Source organism: Pseudomonas sp. MYb327 (assembly GCF_040438925.1).
Classification (GTDB): Bacteria; Pseudomonadota; Gammaproteobacteria; order Pseudomonadales; family Pseudomonadaceae; genus Aquipseudomonas.
On sequence record NZ_CP159258.1, the window covers coordinates 24,201 to 47,732 of the forward strand.

General features: G+C 58.4%; 23 protein-coding genes and 1 other RNA gene. 17 read left to right on the top strand and 7 right to left on the bottom strand.

The window, feature by feature from the left end; genetic code table 11:
* Nucleotides 1-115: 115 nt before the first annotated feature.
* Nucleotides 116-2,062: an FAD-dependent oxidoreductase gene (locus ABVN21_RS00110; RefSeq protein WP_339554722.1), complete on the bottom strand. Its 1,947-nt coding sequence runs from the start codon at nt 2,060-2,062 to the stop codon at nt 116-118.
* Between the two features lie 196 nt (nt 2,063-2,258).
* Entirely contained in the window at nt 2,259-3,254 is a 996-nt protein-coding gene (locus tag ABVN21_RS00115; protein WP_339554724.1) for a GlxA family transcriptional regulator, read from the bottom strand.
* 146 nt (nt 3,255-3,400) lie between these two features.
* Here ABVN21_RS00115 and ABVN21_RS00120 point away from each other — a divergent pair, with 146 nt between their 5' ends.
* Nucleotides 3,401-4,537 (top strand): acyl-CoA dehydrogenase family protein, encoded by a 1,137-nt coding sequence (locus tag ABVN21_RS00120; protein ID WP_339554726.1) that lies wholly within the window; start codon nt 3,401-3,403, stop codon nt 4,535-4,537.
* Between the two features lie 90 nt (nt 4,538-4,627).
* On the opposite strand, the gene ABVN21_RS00125 is transcribed toward ABVN21_RS00120, so the two are convergent.
* Complete coding sequence (locus ABVN21_RS00125) at nt 4,628-5,668, bottom strand: NADP(H)-dependent aldo-keto reductase (RefSeq protein WP_339554728.1); 1,041 nt, start codon at nt 5,666-5,668, stop codon at nt 4,628-4,630.
* Nucleotides 5,669-5,913: 245 nt separating this feature from the next.
* Between ABVN21_RS00125 and rplM the strand changes: the two genes are divergently transcribed.
* The 7 genes from rplM to ABVN21_RS00160 all read left to right on the top strand — a co-directional run bounded on the left by rplM (nt 5,914) and on the right by ABVN21_RS00160 (nt 10,805).
* Nucleotides 5,914-6,342, top strand: coding sequence for a 50S ribosomal protein L13 (gene rplM, locus ABVN21_RS00130; RefSeq protein ID WP_007917032.1), 429 nt, complete (start codon nt 5,914-5,916; stop codon nt 6,340-6,342).
* Nucleotides 6,343-6,356: 14 nt separating this feature from the next.
* Nucleotides 6,357-6,749: a 30S ribosomal protein S9 gene (gene rpsI, locus ABVN21_RS00135; RefSeq protein WP_003228056.1), complete on the top strand. Its 393-nt coding sequence runs from the start codon at nt 6,357-6,359 to the stop codon at nt 6,747-6,749.
* Nucleotides 6,750-7,017: 268 nt separating this feature from the next.
* Nucleotides 7,018-7,611, top strand: a complete 594-nt coding sequence (gene petA / locus ABVN21_RS00140; protein WP_047533009.1) for a ubiquinol-cytochrome c reductase iron-sulfur subunit — start codon at nt 7,018-7,020, stop codon at nt 7,609-7,611.
* The gene (locus tag ABVN21_RS00145; protein WP_034149536.1) at nt 7,611-8,822 is read left to right on the top strand and encodes a cytochrome bc complex cytochrome b subunit; all 1,212 of its coding nucleotides are present in this window, start codon (nt 7,611-7,613) and stop codon (nt 8,820-8,822) included. The genes petA and ABVN21_RS00145 overlap by 1 nt, the downstream gene beginning before the upstream one ends.
* Nucleotides 8,822-9,604, top strand: coding sequence for a cytochrome c1 (locus tag ABVN21_RS00150; protein WP_339554731.1), 783 nt, complete (start codon nt 8,822-8,824; stop codon nt 9,602-9,604). The genes ABVN21_RS00145 and ABVN21_RS00150 overlap by 1 nt, the downstream gene beginning before the upstream one ends.
* A 150-nt stretch (nt 9,605-9,754) precedes the next feature.
* Nucleotides 9,755-10,372: a glutathione S-transferase N-terminal domain-containing protein gene (locus tag ABVN21_RS00155; protein ID WP_060539471.1), complete on the top strand. Its 618-nt coding sequence runs from the start codon at nt 9,755-9,757 to the stop codon at nt 10,370-10,372.
* A 16-nt stretch (nt 10,373-10,388) separates the two neighbouring features.
* Nucleotides 10,389-10,805, top strand: coding sequence for a ClpXP protease specificity-enhancing factor (locus tag ABVN21_RS00160; protein ID WP_034149534.1), 417 nt, complete (start codon nt 10,389-10,391; stop codon nt 10,803-10,805).
* Nucleotides 10,806-10,852: 47 nt separating this feature from the next.
* Here ABVN21_RS00160 and ABVN21_RS00165 read toward each other — a convergent pair whose 3' ends face one another.
* The 4 genes from ABVN21_RS00165 to ABVN21_RS00180 all read right to left on the bottom strand — a co-directional run bounded on the left by ABVN21_RS00165 (nt 10,853) and on the right by ABVN21_RS00180 (nt 14,296).
* Nucleotides 10,853-11,431 carry a BON domain-containing protein gene (locus ABVN21_RS00165; RefSeq protein ID WP_339554735.1) on the bottom strand — a complete coding sequence of 193 codons (579 nt, stop codon included), beginning with the start codon at nt 11,429-11,431 and terminating at the stop codon, nt 10,853-10,855.
* Entirely contained in the window at nt 11,428-12,021 is a 594-nt protein-coding gene (locus ABVN21_RS00170; protein ID WP_007972584.1) for a phosphoheptose isomerase, read from the bottom strand. Before ABVN21_RS00170 ends, ABVN21_RS00165 begins: the two co-directional genes overlap by 4 nt.
* A 101-nt stretch (nt 12,022-12,122) precedes the next feature.
* Nucleotides 12,123-12,485 carry a YraN family protein gene (locus tag ABVN21_RS00175; RefSeq protein WP_075945626.1) on the bottom strand — a complete coding sequence of 121 codons (363 nt, stop codon included), beginning with the start codon at nt 12,483-12,485 and terminating at the stop codon, nt 12,123-12,125.
* Complete coding sequence (locus ABVN21_RS00180) at nt 12,485-14,296, bottom strand: penicillin-binding protein activator (RefSeq protein ID WP_339554739.1); 1,812 nt, start codon at nt 14,294-14,296, stop codon at nt 12,485-12,487. The genes ABVN21_RS00175 and ABVN21_RS00180 overlap by 1 nt, the downstream gene beginning before the upstream one ends.
* 208 nt (nt 14,297-14,504) lie before the next feature.
* Between ABVN21_RS00180 and rsmI the strand changes: the two genes are divergently transcribed.
* The 9 genes from rsmI (at nt 14,505) to mraY (ending at nt 23,529) form a co-directional block, all read left to right on the top strand.
* Nucleotides 14,505-15,377, top strand: coding sequence for a 16S rRNA (cytidine(1402)-2'-O)-methyltransferase (gene rsmI, locus ABVN21_RS00185; protein WP_339554741.1), 873 nt, complete (start codon nt 14,505-14,507; stop codon nt 15,375-15,377).
* A gap of 75 nt (nt 15,378-15,452) precedes the next feature.
* Nucleotides 15,453-15,806: RNase P RNA component class A (rnpB, locus tag ABVN21_RS00190), an RNA gene on the top strand.
* Nucleotides 15,807-16,195: 389 nt separating this feature from the next.
* Nucleotides 16,196-16,651, top strand: a complete 456-nt coding sequence (gene mraZ / locus ABVN21_RS00195) for a division/cell wall cluster transcriptional repressor MraZ (RefSeq protein WP_047532982.1) — start codon at nt 16,196-16,198, stop codon at nt 16,649-16,651.
* 2 nt (nt 16,652-16,653) lie between these two features.
* Entirely contained in the window at nt 16,654-17,595 is a 942-nt protein-coding gene (gene rsmH, locus ABVN21_RS00200) for a 16S rRNA (cytosine(1402)-N(4))-methyltransferase RsmH (protein WP_339554786.1), read from the top strand.
* Nucleotides 17,592-17,885, top strand: coding sequence for a cell division protein FtsL (gene ftsL / locus ABVN21_RS00205; protein WP_003205353.1), 294 nt, complete (start codon nt 17,592-17,594; stop codon nt 17,883-17,885). Before rsmH ends, ftsL begins: the two co-directional genes overlap by 4 nt.
* Complete coding sequence (locus tag ABVN21_RS00210; RefSeq protein ID WP_339554787.1) at nt 17,885-19,624, top strand: penicillin-binding protein 2; 1,740 nt, start codon at nt 17,885-17,887, stop codon at nt 19,622-19,624. The genes ftsL and ABVN21_RS00210 overlap by 1 nt, the downstream gene beginning before the upstream one ends.
* The gene (locus ABVN21_RS00215; protein WP_339554743.1) at nt 19,624-21,087 is read left to right on the top strand and encodes a UDP-N-acetylmuramoyl-L-alanyl-D-glutamate--2,6-diaminopimelate ligase; all 1,464 of its coding nucleotides are present in this window, start codon (nt 19,624-19,626) and stop codon (nt 21,085-21,087) included. The genes ABVN21_RS00210 and ABVN21_RS00215 overlap by 1 nt, the downstream gene beginning before the upstream one ends.
* A complete protein-coding gene (gene murF, locus ABVN21_RS00220) occupies nt 21,080-22,447 on the top strand; it encodes a UDP-N-acetylmuramoyl-tripeptide--D-alanyl-D-alanine ligase (protein ID WP_339554745.1) in 1,368 nt (455 codons plus the stop codon). Before ABVN21_RS00215 ends, murF begins: the two co-directional genes overlap by 8 nt.
* Nucleotides 22,447-23,529, top strand: a complete 1,083-nt coding sequence (mraY, locus tag ABVN21_RS00225; protein WP_008005012.1) for a phospho-N-acetylmuramoyl-pentapeptide-transferase — start codon at nt 22,447-22,449, stop codon at nt 23,527-23,529. The genes murF and mraY overlap by 1 nt, the downstream gene beginning before the upstream one ends.
* Nucleotides 23,530-23,532: the final 3 nt, after the last annotated feature.

Sequence of the window (23,532 nt, forward strand, 5' to 3'; positions counted from 1 at the left end):
TAAGGCTGTAGTCCTTATCCGAAGATGCATCGGCGGGAGATTTGAACGGGCAGGCCTGAAGAGGCGCGGAGGTAGAGCCAATGCACGTCGTGCATGGCTCCGGGGCGGGGGCGGATCAGGTTTTGAGCTGGTACTGCGGGTAATCACTCATGGAAAACCCGCCGTTGAACGTTGCGGCGGTTTTGTTGCAAATGTGAATAACCGCATCGACGGCACCGCGAAAGCACGGTTCGGTCCATCCGGCGTCGACTGAAAATGACTCTCCGGAAAAATACAGGCCTGAAACCTGTGCGAAGTCCCGGTTGTACTTCATCAGGCTGACCGCATCGTAGTAGGTGCCGGGGCGGTACAGTTTTGCGCAGCCCAGCGCGTTTTTGTCGGTGATCCAGCGCTGCACCACGGCTTGCTCAATGCTGATGTAAGGAGAGATTTTCTCCTCGATATTGGTGGCGTTCATGAGGATGCGGTCCAGCTCCTCCGCACACTTGGTGACCAACTCTTTATCGCTGAATGACGCGAGTTTGGTGGCATCGTCCTCCCAGGTGTAACTCAGGAGGATGCAGTCATAGCTGTAATGTTCGTTGTAGCGGTAGGTGTAGACGTCGTGAATAAAACTGTCGGTGACGATGGCTTGCGGGATGTTGGTGTTTTTTGAAAGAAATGATTTTTTCAGCGGTGCATAGACTTTGCAGCTGGTCTCCCAGTGCGCCGTCTTATAGGCATTGATGGTCTCGAACGGCAGCATTTCCTGGGTGAAGTTTTCCAGTGTGATGCGTGTTTCGATCAGCCAGGAGGGAAGCGTCACGATGACCGAGTCAAAGTCATCGAAGTGCTCCTGGGTTTGTTCGGGCTGGCTGTGTTTCCAATTGAAATAAACGCGTGTTTTCTGGTTGGCGAGTTTCTTGAGTTTGGTGACTGAGGAGTCAGTCAGCAGGCCGTTACTTCGTTGGCGGCTATGGTCGTAGACGGACTTTGCGGTTTCGTCGATGTTCATGAACAACAAGCATTCGTCCACCGCTGCAAGCCCGATGTAGCGAGGCCTGTCAAAGCTCAGGCCTGTCGAATCAAAAACCGCTTCGCTGTGCAGATGGGGTGAGGTCAGCGGATTGCCGTTGGTGTCGACCCGTCCGTGAATCAGTTGCAGTTGGCTGCTGAATCCAAAAATGGCGGTGCGCAGCGGATAGAGGCAGCAGACGTCGTAAAAGGCTCCCCAGCTGCCGTCACCAATGCCGATCGCGTAGAAAATCGCCGATTCTTCTGCGGACATTCCCATGCCGCCAAAGTCCCCTGGCGACTGTTCATCCCAGGTTTCCAGTGCCGGCATACTGACCAGGTCGCGGAAGGAAACGCTCTCGTATTTTTCCACGATAGCGGCCCACATGACTTCCCATTTCTCGCTGGCATAAACCTCTGCAACGTGCCGGGTCATGCGATCGGCAAAGTCTTTCCACTTCGCGTAGACCTTTTGCAGTTCTTTGCCGGGAGGCGGGGTCAGGCCATCGGCGTTTTTCCAGATCAACATCTGCGGCGTCGCCCCACCGCCCATGCTGCCCTCTCGAAGGTAGATGCCGGTCGAGTGCACCCACTGGCTTCCGGGGTTGGCAAAATCTGAATACGCCAGGTCGAATGTCTTGGCGTAGTAAGCCATGAGTGACCGGCCCTCGATCGGTGGTTCATCCGCCCGGTTGAAGAAGGGCATGCGCATGGCGCCCATCTCGAATGGGGTATGGCTTTGCGTGGAGTGTGGGCTGCCTTGAACGGTCAGGTGCCTGCCGCCAATGCGTGTGGATTGTTCGATGAGGGTGATATGGGTGAAACCGCAGCGGTAGAGTTCTCTGGCGGCGGTCAGGCCGGTTACACCGGCGCCAATGATGCAGATTTTGTGGCTTGGGTCTGTCGCCCTGGCGATGCCGTTTTCCTGTTCGACCAGTGTTCGATAGTCGAAGCACAAGTCCGGCGGGTTGGGAAAACGAGCGGCCCATTTGTTCGTGGTTGAGCGCTTGGTGCGCACGCCGTCCCTGGTCACGTATGAGGGGTAGTTGTAGCTTGATCCGATAGTCACTGTTGATCTTCCCTGTCAGCACTGATGGTGTTTGCAGGGAGAAATATTGGAGATTTGGCGGGTTGACGTACATGAGCCAAGTCGGCTTCTTCCGGGCTCCGCATTCGGTTTTTTGCGTAGGAAAGTGTGTGCATCTAGGTCCCTTGTGGGAGCGAACCTGCTCGCTCCTACAAGGGATTTGTGTCCGACTCAGGTGTTACGCCGCTTGCTGGAACTGCTGCCGATACTGGTTCGGCGACAGTTCCGTGTGCTGACGGAACAGCCGTGCGAAGAAGCTGGCATCGTCGTAGCCGACTTCATAGCTGATGGTCTTGATGCTCTTGCGGCTGCCGGACAGCAGGCCCTTGGCGGTTTCGATGCGCAGGCGTTGCAGGTAGTGCAGCGGCTTGTCACCGGTGGCGGTCTGGAAGCGGCGCATGAAGTTGCGGATGCTCATGCCGTGTTCGCGAGCGACGTCTTCGAAGCGGAACTTGTCGGCGAAGTGTTCTTCGAGCCAGTGCTGGATCTGCAGGATGATCACGTCCTGGTGCAACTTCTGTCCGCCAAAACCGATTCGACCCGGCGAATAGCTGCGTTGTACTTCGTAGAGAATGTCTCGCGCCACGGCCTGGGACACATTGGCGCCGCAGAAGCGCTCGATCAGGTAGACGTACAGATCACATGCAGACGTGGTGCCGCCGGCGCAATACAAGTTGTCGGCGTCGGTCAGGTGCTTGTCCTGATTGAGCTGAACCCGTGGGAAACGCTCGGCGAAGGCGTTGAAGAAGCGCCAGTAGGTGGTCGCTTCCTTGCCGTCGAGCAGCCCGGCTTCGGCCAGCCAGAACACGCCGGTGGCTTCGCCGCAGAGTACCGCGCCGCGCGCATGTTGCTGGCGCAGCCAGGGCAGGACTTGGGGATAACGTTGGCACAGGGTTTCGAAGTCGTCCCAGAACGCGGGAATGACGATGATGTCCGCGTTTTCCAGTCCGCCGTCCACGGGAATGACAACATCGCTGAAGGTGTTGACCGGTTTGCCGTCGGGACTGACAAGCCGGGTTTCGAACGCCGGAGTCAGCCCGTGACCCAGTTGTTTGCCGTAGCGCAGGCTGGCGAGATGGAAGAAATCCTTGGCTTGCAAGAGGGTGGAAGCGAAGACCCGGTCGAAGGCCAGGATGCAGACGCGCCGCAGGGGCGTGGAGGCTTGGTTAGACATAATTCAACTTTATTCTTATAGGGGAAAGTGGTCACCAGACGGCTGGATCGTCTTATTTTTTGTCGGATGTGTCCAGTGTCCTGTATCGGACGCGGGGCTTAGTCTCTGAAGGTCAACTCCTTCTAAAAATAAACGACAGGTGCCGCATGATTCCCAGAACCTTGTTCAGTCCCGAGCACGAACTTTTCCGCGACAGCGTGCGAACGTTCCTCGAAAAAGAGGCCGTGCCGTTTCATGGGCAATGGGAAAAACAGGGCTACATCGACCGTCAACTGTGGAACAAGGCGGGGGAGGCGGGAATGTTGTGTTCGCACTTGCCGGAGGAGTACGGCGGGCTGGGGGCGGACTTTCTCTACAGTGCAGTGGTGATCGAAGAGGTCGGGCGGCTGGGGCTGACCGGGATCGGTTTTTCCCTGCATTCGGACATCGTGGCGCCGTACATCCTGCATTACGGCAGTGAAGCGCTGAAGCACAAATACCTGCCGAAACTGGTCTCCGGGGAAATGGTCACTGCCATTGCAATGACCGAACCGGGCGCCGGTTCCGATCTGCAAGGGGTGAAAACCACCGCCGTGCTTGATGGTGATGAGTACGTGATCAACGGCTCGAAAACCTTCATCACCAACGGCTTCCTCGCCGATCTGGTGATTGTCGTTGCCAAGACCGATCCGAAGGCTGGCGCGAAGGGCACCAGTTTGTTCCTGGTGGAAGCGAACACTCCAGGCTTCGACAAGGGCAAGCGTCTGGAAAAAGTCGGCATGAAGGCCCAGGACACCTCAGAGCTGTTCTTTCAGGACGTCCGGGTGCCCAAGGAAAACCTGTTGGGTCAGGCCGGGATGGGCTTCGCTTACCTGATGCAGGAATTGCCGCAGGAGCGCCTCACCGTGGCCATTGGCGGGTTGGCTTCAGCTGAGGCTGCGCTGCAATGGACGCTGGAGTACACCCGCGAGCGCAAGGCGTTCGGCAAAGCGATTGCAGACTTCCAGAACACTCGATTCAAGCTGGCGGAGATGGCGACGGAAATCCAGATCGGCCGGGTCTTCGTCGACCGCTGCCTGGAACTGCACCTGCAAGGCAAGCTCGACGTGCCGACGGCGGCGATGGCCAAGTACTGGGGCACCGACCTGCAATGCAAGGTGCTCGACGAGTGCGTGCAGTTGCATGGCGGTTACGGTTTCATGTGGGAGTACCCGATTGCACGGGCGTGGGCGGATGCACGGGTGCAGCGAATCTATGCCGGGACCAATGAAATCATGAAGGAGATTATTGCCAGGTCTCTGTAGGAGCCGGCTAGCTGGCGATGGCGGCGACGCGGTCCGATTGGCTACCGCGTCTGCTTTGATCGCTGGCAAGCCAGCACCTGCAGGTGTGGGTTACGGTGCTGGATTCGGATGATCCTTGTGGATCGCCTCGATCCCTTCCAGTACTTCCTCCGACAGTTTCAGATCGAAACTGGCAATGTTGCTGTCCAGTTGCTCAAGCGTCGTCGCGCCGATGATGTTGCTGGTCACGAACGGCTGTTGCGTCACGAACGCCAGTGCCATCTGCGCCGGGTCCAGGCCGTGCTCGCGGGCCAATGCCACATAGCGGCTGCAGGCTGCTTCCGACTGCGGGTTGAAATAGCGGCTGAAGCGACTGTAGAGGCTCAGGCGACCCTTCGGCGGACGAGCACCACCTTCGTACTTGCCCGACAGGAAACCGAAAGCCAGCGGCGAATAGGCGAGCAGGCCGCACTGTTCGCGGATGGCGATTTCTGCCAGGCCGACTTCGAAGCTGCGGTTGAGCAGGTTGTACGGGTTCTGGATCGACACTGCGCGCGGCCAGCCACGGGCTTCGGCCAGGGCGAGGAAACGCATGGTGCCCCACGGGGTTTCATTGGACAGGCCGATGTGGCGAATCTTGCCGGCCTTGACCTGTTCGTCGAGTGCTTCGAGGGTGTCTTCCAGGGGTGTCAGGTTGGCTTCGATCTTGTGCTTGTAACCCAATTGGCCGAAGAAATTGGTACTGCGCTCCGGCCAGTGCAGTTGGTACAAGTCGATGTAATCGGTCTGCAAACGCTTGAGGCTGGCGTCCACAGCTTCGGTGATGTGCTGTCGATTGTGTCGAAGGTTTTTGTCGCGGATGTAGTCGATAGTATTGCCGGGGCCGGCGATCTTGCTGGCCAGGATCCAGTCGGCTCGATCGCCGCGACGCTTGAAGTAATTGCCGATGTAGCGCTCGGTGGTGGCGTACGTTTCGGCCTTGGGCGGCACCGGGTACATTTCGGCGGTGTCGATGAAATTGATCCCGGCTTCCTTGGCCCGTTCGATTTGGGCGAAGGCCTCAGCCTCGGTGTTTTGCTCACCCCAGGTCATGGTTCCGAGGCAGATAGCACTCACATTGAGATTGGTCCGGCCTAGCTGGCGATAGTCCATCGGGTGCTCCTTGGGCAAAACAATCATAAAAGCAGGTTGAAATATTTTTCGCAATCTGCATAATTGCGCACCTCTTTCTGCAGTGGAAGTGATGCGCCGCCGCCGAAGAATCTTGCCGTTGAACGGACGCGCCGACCCGAGCCCCCGAAAGCGTCTGTATCCGGCTGCCTTTGACTTGTCAAAGTACGCACTATTCAGTAAGATCCGCCGTCTAATTTACAGGGCGGCCCCTGAGGCTATAAAGAATGAAGACTTTTACTGCTAAACCGGAAACAGTAAAGCGCGACTGGTTTGTCGTCGACGCTGCTGGTCAGACCCTGGGTCGTCTGGCCACCGAAATCGCGAGCCGTCTGCGTGGCAAGCACAAGCCTGAGTACACTCCTCACGTTGACACCGGCGACTACATCGTCGTAATCAACGCTGAGCAGATCCGTGTTACCGGTGCTAAAACCACTGACAAAATGTACTACTCCCACTCCGGTTTCCCGGGCGGCATCAAGTCGATCAACTTTGAAAAGCTGATCGCTAAAGCCCCTGAGCGCGTGATCGAGACCGCGGTCAAAGGCATGCTGCCTAAGAACCCGCTGGGTCGCGACATGTACCGTAAGCTGAAAGTCTATGCGGGCGCTGCACACCCTCATACTGCTCAGCAGCCCCAAGAACTGAAGTTTTAACGGAATAGTACATTATGTCGGCGACTCAAAATTACGGCACTGGCCGTCGCAAGACCGCAACCGCACGCGTTTTCCTGCGTCCGGGTACTGGTAACATCTCCATCAACAACCGTTCGCTGGATAATTTCTTCGGCCGCGAAACTGCCCGCATGGTAGTTCGTCAGCCGCTGGAATTGACTGAGACTGTCGAGAAGTTCGACATCTACGTCACCGTGATCGGCGGTGGTGTAAGTGGTCAAGCTGGCGCAATCCGCCACGGCATCACTCGCGCTCTGATGGACTACGACGAGACTCTGCGCAGCGCTCTGCGTAAAGCCGGCTTCGTAACCCGCGATGCACGTGAAGTTGAACGTAAGAAAGTTGGTCTGCGTAAAGCGCGTAAGCGTCCGCAGTACTCGAAGCGTTAATTCGTTTCCACGTTCAAAAAAGAACGCCCAGTTTCCTCACGGAGCTGGGCGTTTTTTTATGCGTGCGATTTATCAAAGAATTGCGCTGTGACAACTTGCCACACGCGCAGAGCCCCTATACTACAAGGCTTGGGAGTGGCGCCTCGGGGTAATTACCTTGTCAGAATTGGGGCTTTTCATTACCATTCGGCAAAATTTTTATAAGTACATAGATTTACTTAGTAGATGCCTGATTTAACAGGCCACAAAGCTGATGGGAGAGGACTGAATGAGCAATGACGGCGTGAATGCAGGCCGGCGTCGCTTCTTGGTAGCAGCCACATCCGTGGTGGGTGCTGCAGGAGCGGTGGGGGCTGCGGTCCCGTTCGTGGGGTCATGGTTTCCCAGTGCCAAGGCGAAAGCCGCAGGTGCACCGGTGAAAGTGAATGTCAGCAAAATCGAGCCAGGCCAGCAGATGATTGCTGAGTGGCGCGGCCAGCCGGTATTCATCGTCCGCCGTACGCAGGAAATCCTGGGGAATCTGAAGAAGATCGAGGGCCAGTTGTCTGACCCGACCTCCAAGAACTCGACTCAACCAACCTACGTCGATCCGGAAACCCGTTCGATCAAACCTGAGGTTCTGCTGCTGATTGGTATCTGCACGCACCTGGGTTGCTCGCCGACGTTCCGTCCTGAAGTCGCCCCCGCTGACCTGGGCAAGGACTGGGTAGGTGGCTATTTCTGCCCTTGCCACGGCTCCCACTACGACCTGGCTGGCCGCGTCTACAAGTCGCAACCTGCGCCTTTGAACCTGCCAGTTCCCCCGCATTCCTATGAGACCGATGACATCATTGTCATTGGCGTCGATACGGAGAAAGCGTGATGAGCAAGTTCATGGATTGGGTTGATGCGCGCTTTCCCGCCACCAAAATGTGGGAAGACCATCTCAGCAAGTACTACGCCCCGAAGAACTTCAACTTCTTCTATTTCTTTGGTTCCCTCGCGCTGCTCGTTCTGGTCAACCAGATCGTTACCGGTGTCTGGCTGACCATGAGCTACACCCCGTCGGCGGAAGAGGCGTTTGCTTCCGTCGAATACATCATGCGAGACGTCGAGTACGGCTCGATCCTGCGTCTGCTGCACTCCACCGGCGCTTCGGCGTTCTTCATCGTGGTCTATCTGCACATGTTCCGTGGTTTGCTCTACGGTTCGTACCAGAAGCCGCGTGAGCTGGTGTGGGTCTTTGGCATGCTGATTTACCTGGCGCTGATGGCTGAAGCCTTCATGGGTTACCTGCTCCCTTGGGGTCAGATGTCCTACTGGGGCGCCCAGGTGATCATCTCGCTGTTCGGTGCGATCCCTGTGATCGGTAACGACCTGACGCAATGGATTCGTGGTGACTACCTGATCTCCGGTATTACCCTGAACCGCTTCTTCGCCCTGCATGTTGTTGCCTTGCCGATCGTGATTCTCGGTCTGGTGGTGCTGCACATCCTGGCGTTGCACGAAGTCGGTTCGAACAACCCTGACGGCGTGGACATCAAGAAACACAAAGACGAAAACGGTATTCCGCTGGACGGCATCGCCTTCCATCCGTACTACACCGTGAAAGATATCGTTGGGGTGGTGGTGTTCCTGTTCATCTTCTGCTCGATCGTGTTCTTCTTCCCGGAAATGGGTGGGTACTTCCTCGAGAAGCCAAACTTCGAAGTGGCGAATGCCTTCAAGACCCCTGAGCACATCGCTCCGGTCTGGTACTTCACACCGTTCTACGCGATTTTGCGTGCCGTTCCGGACAAGCTCCTCGGCGTTATCGCCATGGGCGCGGCCATTGCTGTGCTGTTCGTCCTGCCGTGGCTGGACCGTAGCCCGGTCAAGTCGATGCGCTACAAGGGCTGGCTGAGCAAGATCTGGCTCTGGGTGTTCTGCATCTCGTTCGTGATCCTGGGTGTGTTGGGTGTTCTGGCTCCGACTCCAGGCCGTACGCTGCTGTCGCAGGTGTGCACCTTCCTGTACTTCGCCTACTTCATTCTGATGCCGTTCTACACCAGGCTTGAGAAGACCAAACCGGTTCCGGAAAGGGTGACTGGCTGATGAAAAAACTATTTGCTGTATTGATGCTTGCTGCGCTGCCGGTGTTCGCTTTCGCTGCTGAACACGGTGGGCCGGAGCTGGAAAAAGTCGACATCGACGTTTCCGACAAAGCCGCCATGCAGGACGGTGCGCGCACCTTCGCCAACTATTGCATGGGTTGCCACAGCGCCAAGTTCCAGCGTTACGAGCGTGTTGCCGATGACCTGGGTATTCCTCACGAACTGATGCTCGAGAAGCTGGTATTCACCGGCGCCAAGATTGGCGACCACATGAACATCGGCATGCAGCCGGCTGATGCCAAGACCTGGTTCGGTGCGGCACCGCCCGACCTGACCCTGGTGGCTCGTGTTCGTGGTACCGACTGGCTCTACGGTTACCTGAAGTCGTTCTACGAAGACCCGTCGCGCCCTTGGGGTGTGAACAACAAGGTTTTCCCGAACGTGGGCATGCCTAATGTGCTGGTTGGCCTGCAAGGTCGTCAGGTTGTCGGTTGCAAACAGGTTCAGATCGTCGAAGACGGGAAGAAGCAATATGATCCGCTGACCGGTACGCCGCTGACCCATGAAGCGTGCGATCAGCTGACCATTGTGCCGAAAAGCGGAACCCTCACCGAAGAGCAGTTCGATGAGAAGGTCAAGAATCTGGTAACCTTCCTGGCTTACTCGGCTAACCCGGTTAAGCTGCAACATCAGCGCATCGGTACATATGTATTGCTGTACCTGGCGTTCTTCTTCGTATTCGCTTATCTGCTCAAGCGCGAATACTGGAAAGATGTGCACTGATAAAGCTTCAAGCAATTGCTGTTAATCGCGCGCGCCCAAGGGCGCCTCTGAAGGTGTAACGAGCCTGGTGATCCAGGCGTTACGGGAGGCGTCCTCTGGGCGCGCTCGTTTTTCCGCTTCCGATAATTTCTACAAGCGAGGAGGACCGCCATGGGCGTGACCAATCGGTTGGCCTGTTACTCCGACCCCGCCGACCACTATTCCCACCGAGTGCGAATCGTACTGGCAGAGAAGGGTGTCAGCGCCGAGATCATCTACGTGGAAGCTGGCCGTCAGCCGCCTAAACTGATCGAAGTGAACCCTTATGGCAGCTTGCCCACCCTGGTCGATCGTGACCTGGCGTTGTGGGAGTCAACGGTGGTGATGGAGTATCTGGATGAACGTTACCCGCATCCGCCGCTATTGCCGGTTTATCCGGTGGCGCGTGCCAACAGCCGCCTGCTGATTCATCGTATTCAGCGTGACTGGTGTGGCCTGGTGGATCTGATTCTGGATTCGCGGACCAAGGAAGCGGCTCGTGCCGTGGCACGTAAAGAGCTGCGTGAAAGCCTGACGGGCGTGTCGCCGCTGTTTGCCGACAAGCCATTTTTCCTCAGCGAGGAACAAAGCCTGGTGGATTGCTGCCTATTGCCAATACTCTGGCGATTGCCGATTCTGGGTATAGAACTGCCGCGGCCAGCCAAGCCGCTGCTTGATTACATGGAGCGCTCGTTTGCGCGTGAGGCTTTCCAGGCGAGTCTGTCTGGTGTCGAACGCGATATGCGCTAAGGCTTAAGGAGCCGCTATGAACTCCAGTCGACCTTATCTGGTCCGCGCGCTCTACGAGTGGATTGTGGACAACGACTGCACCCCGCACATGCTGGTCAATTCCGAGTATCCGTCGGTGCAGGTGCCTCAGGGTTTTGCCAGTGACGGACAGATTGTCCTGAACGTGTCGCCGCAAGCCGTGCGTCATTTGCATATGGATAATGAAGCGGTCAGTTTTGAAGGGCGCTTCGGTGGCGTGCCACACACGCTGTACGTGCCTATCGCATCGATCCTGGGCATCTACGCTCGGGAGAACGGTCAGGGCATGGTGTTCGATCTGGAAGCGCCTATGGGCGAAGAAGAGGATGACATCGAGCCGGATGACGATCTGCCACCGCCGGATAGCGAGCCGCCGCGGCCTAGCGGTCGGCCAAGTTTGAAGGTGGTGAAGTAATAAAAAAGGCGATCCGAAGGGATCGCCTTTTTTTTACATGGTGCGGGTCAGTCGATGTACTCAAACAGCTTCACGATCTTCTGCACGCCGGAAACACCCTGCACCAGATTGGTCGCTTGGGCGGCTTCCTGTTTGGTCAGCAGGCCCAGCAGGTAGACGATACCGTTCTCGGTTACGACCTTGATGCGCGAGCCGGGGATGTTCGGGTCAGTGAGCATCTGGGTCTTGATCTTGGAAGTCAGCCAGGTGTCGTTCTGGCGAGCAAGAAAGCCGGAGGGTGGCAGAACTTGCAGTTCGTTGTGGACCGTTTTCACTCGCTGAACAGACGCAGCGGCTTGCTCGGCCTTGGCCTTGAGGTCTGCGCGTGGGGTTTGCCCGGCGAGCAGTACGACGCCGTTGAAGCTGGTGACGACAATGTGTGAGTCGTTGTCCAGGGCTGGGTCGGCCTTGGCGATGTTCACTCCGACCTTGGTGTCGATCAGGGAGTCATCGATCTTGCTGCCGAAGGTGCGAGTGCCGCGGTCATCTTCGATCGGTGCTTCACGGCTGGCATTAACCACCGAGGTGCAGCCGCTGATGCCGAGGCATAGGGTCAGGGCCAGTAGGCCGAGGCGATTAGGGGTCATTCTTCACTCCCGAACAGTTGGCTGTCGATCAAATCGCAAAGGCAATGGATCGCCAGCAGGTGAACTTCCTGAATACGTGCGGTGACGTTGGCCGGTACGCGAATCTCGACGTCCTCGGGCAAAAGCAGGGACGCCATGCCGCCGCCATCGCGACCGGTCAATGCTACGACAATCATTTCGCGATCATGTGCGGCCTGGATCGCTTGAATAATGTTTGCCGAATTGCCACTGGTGGAAATCGCCAGCAGTACATCGCCTGGCTGGCCGAGGGCGCGGATCTGCTTGGAGAAAATTTCGTTGTAGCTGTAATCGTTGGCGATCGAGGTGATCGTCGAGCTGTCCGTGGTTAGCGCAATGGCTGGCAAGCTCGGGCGCTCACGTTCGAAGCGGTTCAGCAATTCGGACGAAAAGTGCTGGGCATCGCCGGCAGAGCCGCCGTTGCCGCAGGAAAGCATTTTGCCTTCGTTGAGCAGGGCGTTGACCATCACTTGGCTGGCTTGCTCGATGTGCGGTGCAAGTACTTCCATCGCCTGTTGCTTGGTGTCGATACTGGCCTGAAAAAGCTGGCGAATTCGCGATTGCATGTCCATCTGTGTGACCTTAATGAGCGCGGCTGTCCGGCACGTGAAAGTGCAGCCCGCAAAACAAAGAGCAAAAGTGTTGGGTGGTGTCCGTTTCGAGGTGCAAGCAATCAGCTGTCGAAGGCATTCTGCAACCAGTTCAACTGATCGAGGTTGCTGTCGATGGCAACCACGTCGAAACGGCAAGGGGAATTGGCCCAGCGTGACTCGCACTGAAGAAAATACTGCGCGGCAAAAATCAGTTTCTGCCGTTTGCGCTCATCAATGCTATCGAGCGCGCCACCCCATTGAGTGTTTTTTCTGTAGCGAACTTCAACGAATACTACTGTATCGCCATCAAGCATGACCAGATCAAGCTCGCCACGTTTACACAACCAGTTCTGCGCCAACAGGCGCAGACCTTGTTGTTGCAGATGCTCGAGCGCATGGCGCTCGGCATCCTTACCGCTTTGCTGGCGTGACCTGTCGGGCATCAGCGCGGGGTGTCCGGGAGGCGCTGAACCTGACCGTTGACGAATTCCGCCCACGGCAACTGGCGCACCACACGCTGGTTCTGAGTCATGCCCAGGCTGCCCGATTGACCTTCGATGCGGCTGTCAGGCAGTGCCTTGAGTTGACCCAGGCGTGGCGCCAGGCGATAGGCGTCGACGCCCATGGCGTAGAGGCGACCGAGGCTGCTGGCCGCTTGTGGCCATTGCGCGGTGACTTGCTTGCGCAGCGGGTCATTGGCATCCAGCAACCACGGAGTTTCGCAGAAGCGAATGCCGTTCATGTCGTTGTACTGGTTCACGTCACCGCTGGCGCTGAATACGTGGGAGGTGGCGTAAACCGGAACGTCACCGGCGTACTGGAAGTTCAGGGTCGGTTTGATCTGCTGGGCCTGTTGCGGTGTCGCGGCCAGGAAGATGAATTCGATGTCCTGGCGACGCGAAGGCTGGGCGGCGACCGTGGAGCCTACGGTGCTTTGCAGGCTCTTGGCGCGACCTTCGCTCTGACGCAGCTGGAACATGTCGGCAATTTGCTGGGCCAGCTGAACGGGTTGGTCGACGCGTTCGGTGGCAACGATGCTGCCGCCGTTGGCTTGCCAGTCCTGGCTGAACGCTCTCAGCACACGGTCGCCCCATTCGCCTTTAGGCACCATGATGGCGGCGCGATGCAGGCCGTCGGCGCGGGCGCGGCGCGACACTTCACGAGCCTCGTCTTCAGCGGCGAGACCGAACTGGAACAGCTGTGGTGGACCTTGTTCACCTTCGCTGTAGTTCAAGGCCAGGGTGGTGATCGGCAGTTGCGGGCGGGTGCTCAGCTGTTTGACCAGCGGCTTTTCCAGCGGACCGACGACCAGTTGCACGCCATCGGCCTGGGCCTTGCGATAGAACTCGTCGAGGTTGTTCAGGCGCGAGCTGTCGTAGAACTCGATCGCTGGCGGCTTCTGTCCGGCCTGTTGTGCCTGGTAGTGGGCGGCCATGAAACCTTCGCGTAATGCTTTGCCGACCGAAGTCAGCGGTCCATCCTGCGGCAGCAGCAAGGCGATTTTGCCCAGCGGCTGGCTGGCCAGTTCCTTGAGGTTGGTCAGGGGCAGTGGCAGCTGAATGGCAGCCGGATGTTTCGGGTGCTGGGCGCGCCAGTTGTCGATCGCGGCCTGCTGTTGTTCCACCGTGCCGGCAGATTTCACCGCCAGTGCAAGCGCCATCCAGCCGCCGAGGTCGTCGGTGGTGGTCGGCTGCAATTGGTCGGTTGGCAGCGAGGCAATCAGGGTCCAGATCGCTTCGTGGTTTTTGCTGGCGGCTTCACCGCTCATCATCGGCGCAATAAAGATGCGCTCCTTTGCGGCGGCCAGGGTCTGGCCATCGGCTTCAAGGGCGCGGGCACGTACAGTGCCGGTGCGAACCTGCTGCTCTTCGGACAGTTCGCCGAGGCGTTGCATGCTTGGGTGGCTCAAGGCGGTCAAGGCCGCTTTGGGCTGATTGCGCGTCATGGCCAATTCAGCAGCCAGGGTGTTGGCGAAAACCTGTTGGCCAGGTTTGAGCTGTTCAACCGGAACTTGCTGCAGGATTTGCGCTGATTGGCCCGCATTGCCTTGGCGATAAGCCAGGTCGGCGGCACTCAAGCGCAACAGGGCAGCCTCTTCCGGTGATTTACTCTGGGCAGCTTTCTCGAGCAGTTGCTCGATACTGGCGTCCGGGGTTCGTGGAACTTCGCCAAGGCTGGAGGAGGGCGAGCTGGCGCAAGCCGCCAGCAAGGCAGCGAGGCAGAGGGCAGTGAACAGCCGCAGGCAAGCGATCATGTAGTGTTCCTGATACTCGATCAAATTAGCGTGGAATTGTACCCAAGCACTGGCCGGGGCGCGATGTTACTGGCGTGAATCGATCAATTTAGCTCATGCAAATGTTGTATTGCGGCATAAAAGCCTGAAAAACCGAGTGTTGCTTGCGCGTATCGCTTACGTCGCTACGCGCTACAATGGCGGCTTTCTAGACTATGAGGTGTGCGCTTTGACTGCTCCAGGTGCTTTGAATTCCGCTGCTGGCTCGCTTTATGTGGTGGCGACGCCCATTGGCAACCTGGACGACATCAGTGCGCGTGCGCTAAAAATCTTGCGCGAGGTCGCCCTGATCGCTGCCGAAGATACCCGTCACTCCCAGCGCTTGATGCAGCACTTCGGCATTCAGACGCCGCTGGCTGCCTGCCATGAGCACAACGAGCGAGATGAGGGCAGCCGCTTTATTACTCGTTTGCTGGCGGGTGACAACGTAGCGCTGATCTCCGATGCCGGCACACCGCTGATTTCCGATCCGGGTTATCACTTGGTGCGTCAGGCCCGAGCTGCCGGAATTAATGTGGTGCCGGTTCCGGGCGCTTGCGCCTTGATCGCGGCGTTGTCGGCGGCAGGGTTGCCCTCGGACCGTTTCATCTTCGAGGGTTTCCTGCCGGCAAAGGCCGTGGGGCGACGCGCGCGTCTTGAATTGGTAAAGGAAGAACCGCGCACGCTGATTTTCTATGAAGCACCGCACCGTATCCTGGAGTGTTTGCAGGATATGGAGTTGGTATTTGGGCCTGAGCGTCAGGCCTTGTTGGCGCGCGAACTGACCAAAACCTTCGAAACGCTGAAAGGCTTGCCGCTGGCCGAGTTGCGTGAATTTGTCGAGTCGGACAGCAATCAGCAGCGCGGCGAGTGTGTGGTGCTGGTATCGGGCTGGTCCGCTCCCGAGAGCGAGGACGCTGTCAGCAGTGAGGCGATGCGTATCCTCAATCTGCTACTTGAGGAAATGCCACTCAAGCGCGCCGCGGCATTGGCGGCGCAAATTACCGGTGAACGCAAGAATGTGCTCTATCAGGTCGCACTGGATAAGCAGAAGGGCGAGTAAAACCCGACGCGCAGGCATGGCAAAAGGCGTTTAGCGCTTGTTCTTCGGGCGCTCTGCCGTTAACCTTCGCGGCGGAGAGTCGATCGGACAGTCGCTGCCCTCTATGAAAATTAGGGGGGGGAGGAAAGTCCGGGCTCCATAGGGCGAAGTGCCAGGTAATGCCTGGGAGGCGTGAGCCTACGGAAAGTGCCACAGAAAATAACCGCCTAAGCGCTTCGGCGCCGGTAAGGGTGAAAAGGTGCGGTAAGAGCGCACCGCACGTCTGGCAACAGTTCGTGGCTAGGTAAACCCCACTTGGAGCAAGACCAAATAGGGTCCCAAGGCGTGGCCCGCGCTGGGACCGGGTAGGTTGCTAAAGGTGTCCAGTGATGGCCATCGTAGACGAATGACTGTTCAAGACAGAACCCGGCTTACAGATCGACTCTCCACCTTTTATTTATCTCTGCTTAAATCATTAAGCAGGGCGTGGTGATGGCAAATTAGCCAGCGCCGGCACCTCACGCGCAACACCGTTTTCTCCTCCTTTCAGAATCGTCGGCGAAGCACTTTCGTAATACCAAAAAAATCTTACTCTTAATAAATCACTTTAACTTCCGAATGCAGCCTCCTGTGCTGATTCAAGTTAATGGATGTATTCGTCTCTCAGATTCTCGTTACCCCTTCTTATATGCTCCTAAATCTCAGTTCTGTAAGGGATTTCCTTTAATCCGCGCCTTGACGGTGTGGTGGGCGCATTCCTATAGTGTGCGCAAGTGGCGGAAAGTGGCATGAAGTGGGTTTTTTGAACGCAAAACGCTAATATTTGGAGAAACGCTGACGTGTTTCGCGGAGCCAACGCTATCAGTCTCGATGCAAAGGGCCGTCTCGCTATGCCGAGCCGGTACCGTGACGAGCTGGTTTCGCGTAGCTCCGGGCAATTAATCGTCACGATTGATGCCGTTGATCCGTGTTTGTGTGTTTACCCGCTCGATGAGTGGGAAATTATTGAAACCAAATTGCGCGCACTGCCTTCGCTTCGCGAAGAGAACCGCCGCCTGCAACGCTTACTGATTGGTAATGCCGTCGACCTTGAGCTCGATGGCAGTGGTCGTTTTCTGGTTCCGCCGCGTTTACGTGAATATGCCAAGTTGGATAAGCGCGCGATGTTGGTAGGCCAACTGAACAAGTTCCAATTGTGGGACGAGGATGCCTGGGATGCGGTTTCTGCTGCTGACCTGGCTGCTATTCAAGAACCGGGCGCGATGCCTGACGAACTGCGTGATTTGATCCTGTGACTATAGATAGCGGCTTTAACCACATCACCGTACTGCTTGACGAAGCCGTCGAGGCTCTCGCCGTACGTCCTGATGGCTGCTATCTGGACGGCACATTCGGGCGCGGCGGGCACAGCCGGCTGATCCTCAGTCAGCTCGGTCCCGATGGTCGGTTGCTCGGATTCGACAAGGATCCTCAAGCGATTGCCACCGGGCAGACGCTAGCGGCCGAAGACGGCCGCTTTGTCGTTGTGCAGCGCAGCTTTGCCGAGCTGGGCTCGGAAGTTGCCGAACGCGGTCTGCACGGCAAGGTCAGCGGTGTTTTGCTCGACCTGGGCGTCTCGTCGCCGCAGCTCGACGACCCTGAGCGCGGTTTCAGTTTCCTCAACGATGGTCCTTTGGACATGCGCATGGACCCGTCCCGCGGGATCAGCGCGGCCGAGTTCGTCAACACCGCGCCCGTGGAAGAAATCGCCCGCGTGTTCAAGGAATACGGCGAAGAGCGTTTTTCCGGTCGCATGGCCCGTGCTGTCGCCGAGCGCCGTGACATCAAACCCTTCGAGCGTACCGCCGATCTGGCTGAGGTCCTGAAAGTCGCCAACCCGGCGTGGGAAAAAGGCAAGAACCCTGCAACCCGCGCATTCCAGGGCCTGCGTATTCATGTCAACAACGAACTGGGCGATCTGGAAGCCGGCCTCGAAGCCGCGCTCGACTGCCTGGAAATCGGCGGCCGTCTGGTGGTGATCAGCTTCCACTCGCTGGAAGACCGCATCGTCAAGCTGTTCATGCGCAAGCTGGTGAAAGGCGAAGCCGACAACCTGCCGCGCAACCTGCCGGTTCGCCACGTAGCGTTCGAACCGAAAGTCAAAGTCCATGGCAAAGCGCAGACGGCCTCCGATGCCGAACTCAAAGCCAACCCACGTTCCCGTAGTGCTGTTATGCGCGTGGCGGAGAAACTGCGGTGAGCAAGCTTTTCGCCAAGCCACTTCCCGGCGGAAGCTTTTTCATGCTGCTGTTGTTCATCGGCGTGCTCGTGTCGGCCATCGGCGTGTCCTACAGCGCGCACTGGAACCGTCAGCTGCTGAACTCGCTGTACAACGAGTTGAGCGTGCGTGACAAGGCGCAGGCCGAGTGGGGCCGTTTGATTCTTGAGCAGAGCACCTGGACGGCCCACAGCCGTATCGAAGTGCTGGCCACCGAACAACTGAAGATGCGCATTCCCGGTGCCGCCGAAGTGCAGATGGTGGCGCCATGATGAAGCTCGAAGGCGCACTCTTTCCATGGCGGTTCCGCCTGGTGCTGGGCTTGCTCGGTGTCATGGTGATTGCGATTTGCTGGCGCATCATCGACCTGCAAGTGGTCGACCGTGACTTTCTCAAAGGTCAGGGCGATGCGCGCAGCGTTCGTCATATTCCGATTCCGGCTCACCGTGGTCTGATCACCGACCGTAACGGCGAGCCGTTGGCCGTCAGTACGCCAGTCACTACCCTGTGGGCCAACGCCAAGGAAATGCAGCTGGCCAAGGAGAAGTGGCCGGCACTGGCCGCTGCACTGGGTCAGGATCCCAAGGCCCTGGCCGAGCGCCTCGAAGCTCAAGCCAATAAAGAATTCATTTACCTGGTGCGCGGGCTGACGCCTGAGCAGGGCCAGACTGTGCTCGACCTGAAAGTGCCGGGCGTCTACGGCATTGAAGAGTTTCGCCGTTTCTATCCGGCCGGTGAAGTCACCGCGCACATGGTCGGCTTTACCGACATCGACGACCATGGTCGGGAAGGTGTCGAACTGGCCTACGACGAATGGCTGGCCGGGGTGCCGGGCAAACGACAGGTCATCAAGGACCGGCGCGGCCGGTTGATCAAGGATGTCCAGGTCACCAAAAACGCCAAGGCCGGAAAGCCCTTGGCGTTGTCCATTGACCTGCGCCTGCAATACCTGGCCAACCGTGAATTGCGCAACGCGATCATCGAGAACGGCGCCAAGGCCGGCAGCCTGGTGATCATGGACGTGAAAACCGGCGAGATCCTCGCCATGGTCAACCAGCCGACCTACAACCCGAACAACCGCCGCAACTTGCAGCCAGCGATGATGCGTAACCGCGCGATGATCGACGTCTTCGAGCCGGGTTCGACCATGAAAGCGATCTCCATGAGCGCTGCCATCGAAACCGGGCGCTGGAAACCGAGCGACACCGTCGAGGTGTATCCGGGCTCCTTGCAGATTGGCAAATACACCATCAAGGACGTATCCAAGACCGAAGGTCCGGTGCTCGACTTGACGGGCATTCTGATCAATTCCAGTAACGTCGGCATGAGTAAAGTCGCGTTCGATATCGGTGGCGAAACGATTTTCCGCCTCGCGCAAAAAGTCGGCCTCGGCCAGGACACCGGCCTCGGCTTCCCGGGTGAGCGCGTCGGCAACCTGCCGAACTACCGCGAATGGCGCAAGGCTGAAACCGCCACGCTGTCCTACGGCTACGGTATTTCCGTGACCGCGATCCAGTTGGTTCATGCCTTCTCGGCGCTGGCCAATAACGGTCGCCTCGCGCCGCTGACGCTGATCAAAACCGACAAGGCGCCGCAAACCACGCAAGTGCTGCCGGAAGCGGTCGCGAAAACCATGCAAGGCATGCTGCAGCAAGTGATCGAAGCCCCGCGCGGCGTGTTCCGTGCGCAGGTGCCGGCGTATCACGTGGGCGGCAAGTCGGGTACGGCGCGTAAAACTTCGGTCGGTACCAAAGGGTACGCCGAAAACTCCTACCGCTCGCTGTTCGCCGGTTTCGGCCCGATGAGCGATCCGCGTTACGCCATCGTGGTGGTGATCGATGAGCCGACCAAGGCTGGTTACTTCGGTGGTCTGGTGTCGGCGCCGGTGTTCAGCCGTGTGATGTCCGGCACCCTGCGCCTGATGAACGTCACCCCGGACAACCTGCCACCTACTCAACAAGCCAACGCCACACCGGTCGTTCCGCTGAAAGCCAATGGAGGGCGCGGCTGATGTCATTAAGTCTGAACAAGATTTTCCCCCACGCCGGTCACGATCTGTTGATCCGTGAATTGGCGCTGGACAGTCGCAACGTGCGCGCCGGGGATCTGTTCCTCGCGGTGCCGGGCGGCAAATTCGATGGCCGTGCGCACATTGCCGATGCCTTGCAGCGTGGTGCCGCCGCTGTCGCTTATGAAGTGGAAGGCGCCACGGTGCTACCAATCACCGAAGTGCCATTGATTCCGGTCAAGGGGCTGGCGGCGCAACTGTCGGACATCGCCGGACGCTTTTATGGCGAACCGAGCCATCACCTGAACCTGGTGGGCGTGACAGGTACGAACGGCAAAACCAGCGTGACCCAACTGGTCGCGCAGGCACTGGATCTGCTCGGTCAGCATTGCGGCATCGTCGGCACGTTGGGTTCCGGATTCTACGGCGCGCTGCAAAGCGGCCTGCACACCACGCCGAACCCGATTGCCGTGCAAGCGACCCTGGGCGACCTGAAAAAGGCCGGTGCCAAAGCGGTAGCCATGGAAGTTTCGTCCCACGGCCTGGACCAGGGCCGCGTTACCGCGCTGGCCTTCGACGTGGCGGTGATGACCAACCTGTCCCGCGATCACCTGGATTACCACGGCACTATGCAGGCCTACGGCGAAGCCAAGGCCAAGCTGTTTGCCTGGAACAATTTGAAATGCCGGGTGGTTAACCTTGACGACGATTTCGGTCGGCAACTGGCTGCCGAAAAGCGTGAGTCGCGACTGATCACCTACAGCCTGCTCGACAGCAGCGCCTACCTGTATTGCCGCGAAGCGCAGTTCGACGATGAAGGCGTGCGTGCCACGCTGGTGACGCCACAAGGCGAGCACCATCTGCGCAGCACGCTGCTTGGCCGTTTCAACCTGAGCAACGTATTGGCGGCGATTGGCGCCTTGCTCGGTCTGGATTACGCGCTGGACGAAATTCTCAAGGTGCTGCCGAAACTCGAAGGCCCGGCCGGTCGCATGCAGCGTCTTGGCGGTGGCACTCAGCCGTTGGTGGTGGTCGATTACGCCCACACCCCGGATGCCCTGGAAAAAGTCCTGACCGCCCTGCGTCCGCACGTCAAAGGTCGTTTGCTGTGCCTGTTCGGCTGCGGCGGTGATCGTGACCGCGGCAAGCGTCCGCTGATGGCTGAAGTGGTCGAACGTCTGGCCGATGGCGTGCTGGTTACCGACGATAATCCGCGAACCGAAGACCCTTCGGTGATTTTCGATGACATCCGCGCCGGTTTCACGGCTGTGGATAAAGTGACGTTCGTCGCTGGCCGTGGCCAGGCGATTGCCCAGTTGATCGCCGGCGCTTCGGCGGATGATGTGATCGTTCTGGCCGGCAAAGGTCACGAGGACTATCAGGAAATCAATGGCGAGCGCCATGCCTTCTCCGATCTGGTCGAAGCTGATCATGCCTTGACCGCATGGGAGGTGGCCCGTGCTTAAAGCCTTGAAACTGAGTGAACTGACCGGCGCACTGGATGCTCGTCTGATCTCTGCCGATGCCAGCTTCAACGGCGTCAGCATTGACAGCCGCGCGATCCAGCCAGGCCAGCTGTTCATTGCCCTGACCGGTCCACGCTTCGATGGCCACGATTATCTGAATGACGTGGCGGCCAAAGGCGCCGTGGCGGCATTGGTCGAGCGCGAAGTCGCCGACAGCACGCTGCCGCAGTTGCTGGTCAGCGATACCCGCAAGGCCCTCGGCCAGTTGGGTGCCCTGAACCGCCAGGCCTTCACTCAACCGGTCGCCGCCATTACCGGATCCAGCGGCAAGACCACGGTCAAGGAAATGCTCGCGAGCATCCTGCGCACCCGTGGCCCGGTGCTGGCGACCCGTGGCAATCTGAACAATGACCTCGGCGCTCCGCTGACCCTGCTCGAACTGGCGCCGGAACACACCGCTGCGGTGATTGAGCTTGGCGCTTCTCGTCTGGGTGAAATTGCCTACACCGTGGGCATGACCAAACCTCACGTGGCCATTCTCAACAATGCCGGGACCGCCCACGTTGGTGAGTTCGGCGGGCCGGAAAAAATTGTCGAAGCCAAGGGCGAGATTATCGAAGGGCTGGATGCCGATGGCGTCGCCGTTCTCAATCTTGACGACAAGGCATTCGGTATCTGGAAGGCGCGCGCCGGTGAACGCAAAGTGCTGACGTTCGCCTTGAGCAACACCAGCGCCGACTTCTATGCCAGTGACCTGACCACCGATGCCCGTGGTTGCCCGGCGTTCAACCTGCACACGCCTGAAGGTGTGGAGCGCGTTCAACTGAACCTGCTCGGCACCCATAACGTCGCGAACGCCATGGCCGCCGCGGCCGCCGCCCATGCCCTAGGCGTGTCGCTGTTCGGTATCGCCACCGGTCTCGGCGCGGTGCAGCCGGTCAAGGGTCGCACCGTCGCGCAACTGGCCACTAATGGCATGCGCGTCATTGATGACACTTACAACGCGAACCCCACCTCCATGTGCGCTGCCGTTGATATACTCGCCGGCTTTTCCGGTCGCACCGTTCTGGTGCTCGGGGATATTGGCGAGTTGGGCGATTGGGCGGAGCAGGGGCACCGCGACGTGGGCGAGTACGCCCGTGGCAAGGTTTCTGCGCTGTACGCCGTCGGACCCATGATGGTTCACGCCGTCAATGCGTTCGGTCCTCAGGCCTTTCACTTCAGCACGCAGGCTGAACTGATCAAGGCCCTGGGCGCCGAGCAAGACACAAACACCACCATTTTGATCAAGGGCTCGCGCAGCGCCGCGATGGAAAACATCGTCGCCGCTTTGTGCGGGACCAGCCTGGAGAAACATTAATGCTGCTGCTGCTAGCGGAGTATCTGCAACAGTTCTACAAAGGCTTCGCGGTCTTTCAGTACCTGACCCTGCGCGGGATTCTCGGTGTACTGACCGCGCTGGTTTTGTCGCTGTGCTATGGCCCGTGGATGATCCGCACCCTGCAGAACCGTCAGATCGGTCAGTCCGTTCGCAATGACGGTCCGCAATCGCACCTGTCCAAGTCTGGCACCCCGACCATGGGTGGCGCGCTGATTCTTTCGTCCATCGGCGTTAGCACGCTGCTGTGGGCTGATCTGACCAACCGTTACGTTTGGGTAGTGTTGCTGGTGACCTTGCTGTTCGGCGCCATTGGCTGGGTCGACGACTACCGCAAAGTGATCGAGAAGAATTCCCGTGGTTTGCCGAGTCGCTGGAAGTATTTCTGGCAGTCGGTGTTCGGCCTCGGCGCGGCGATCTTCCTATATATGACGGCTGCCACGCCGGTTGAAACCACGCTGATCCTGCCGATGCTCAAGGACTACAGCATTCCGCTGGGCGCGGGTTTCATCGTCCTGACCTATTTCGTAATCGTCGGTTCGAGCAACGCGGTCAACCTGACCGACGGCCTCGACGGTCTGGCGATCATGCCTACCGTGATGGTCGGCGGTGGCCTCGGCATCTTCTGCTACCTGTCGGGTAACGTGAAATTCGCCGAATACTTGCTGATCCCTTATGTACCGGGCGCGGGTGAGTTGATCGTGTTCTGCGGCGCTTTGATCGGTGCGGGCCTGGGCTTCCTGTGGTTCAACACCTATCCGGCACAAGTCTTCATGGGCGACGTCGGTGCGCTGGCGCTGGGCGCGGCCCTGGGCACCATTGCGGTGATCGTCCGTCAGGAAATCGTCCTATTCATCATGGGCGGCGTGTTCGTGATGGAAACCCTGTCAGTCGTCATTCAGGTTGCCTCCTTTAAGCTGACCGGTCGCCGCGTATTCCGCATGGCACCGATTCACCACCACTTTGAACTCAAGGGCTGGCCCGAGCCACGCGTGATCGTCCGTTTCTGGATCATCACCGTGATTCTCGTGTTGGTCGGCCTTGCCACCCTGAAGCTGAGGTAGAAA

What these genes read in the sequence shown, in the direction of transcription:
- rplM (WP_007917032.1), top strand. Translation starts at nt 5,914, where the DNA reads ATGAAGACTTTTACTGCTAAACCGGAAACAGTAAAGCGCGACTGGTTT.
- ABVN21_RS00215 (WP_339554743.1), top strand. Translation starts at nt 19,624, where the DNA reads ATGTCATTAAGTCTGAACAAGATTTTCCCCCACGCCGGTCACGATCTG.
- petA (WP_047533009.1), top strand. Translation starts at nt 7,018, where the DNA reads ATGAGCAATGACGGCGTGAATGCAGGCCGGCGTCGCTTCTTGGTAGCA.
- ABVN21_RS00170 (WP_007972584.1), bottom strand. Translation starts at nt 12,021, where the DNA reads ATGGACATGCAATCGCGAATTCGCCAGCTTTTTCAGGCCAGTATCGAC.
- ABVN21_RS00145 (WP_034149536.1), top strand. Translation starts at nt 7,611, where the DNA reads ATGAGCAAGTTCATGGATTGGGTTGATGCGCGCTTTCCCGCCACCAAA.
- ABVN21_RS00175 (WP_075945626.1), bottom strand. Translation starts at nt 12,485, where the DNA reads ATGCCCGACAGGTCACGCCAGCAAAGCGGTAAGGATGCCGAGCGCCAT.
- ABVN21_RS00150 (WP_339554731.1), top strand. Translation starts at nt 8,822, where the DNA reads ATGAAAAAACTATTTGCTGTATTGATGCTTGCTGCGCTGCCGGTGTTC.
- ABVN21_RS00210 (WP_339554787.1), top strand. Translation starts at nt 17,885, where the DNA reads ATGAAGCTCGAAGGCGCACTCTTTCCATGGCGGTTCCGCCTGGTGCTG.
- rpsI (WP_003228056.1), top strand. Translation starts at nt 6,357, where the DNA reads ATGTCGGCGACTCAAAATTACGGCACTGGCCGTCGCAAGACCGCAACC.
- mraY (WP_008005012.1), top strand. Translation starts at nt 22,447, where the DNA reads ATGCTGCTGCTGCTAGCGGAGTATCTGCAACAGTTCTACAAAGGCTTC.
- ABVN21_RS00155 (WP_060539471.1), top strand. Translation starts at nt 9,755, where the DNA reads ATGGGCGTGACCAATCGGTTGGCCTGTTACTCCGACCCCGCCGACCAC.
- ABVN21_RS00120 (WP_339554726.1), top strand. Translation starts at nt 3,401, where the DNA reads ATGATTCCCAGAACCTTGTTCAGTCCCGAGCACGAACTTTTCCGCGAC.
- ABVN21_RS00125 (WP_339554728.1), bottom strand. Translation starts at nt 5,668, where the DNA reads ATGGACTATCGCCAGCTAGGCCGGACCAATCTCAATGTGAGTGCTATC.
- ABVN21_RS00115 (WP_339554724.1), bottom strand. Translation starts at nt 3,254, where the DNA reads ATGTCTAACCAAGCCTCCACGCCCCTGCGGCGCGTCTGCATCCTGGCC.
- ABVN21_RS00165 (WP_339554735.1), bottom strand. Translation starts at nt 11,431, where the DNA reads ATGACCCCTAATCGCCTCGGCCTACTGGCCCTGACCCTATGCCTCGGC.
- ABVN21_RS00160 (WP_034149534.1), top strand. Translation starts at nt 10,389, where the DNA reads ATGAACTCCAGTCGACCTTATCTGGTCCGCGCGCTCTACGAGTGGATT.
- ABVN21_RS00180 (WP_339554739.1), bottom strand. Translation starts at nt 14,296, where the DNA reads ATGATCGCTTGCCTGCGGCTGTTCACTGCCCTCTGCCTCGCTGCCTTG.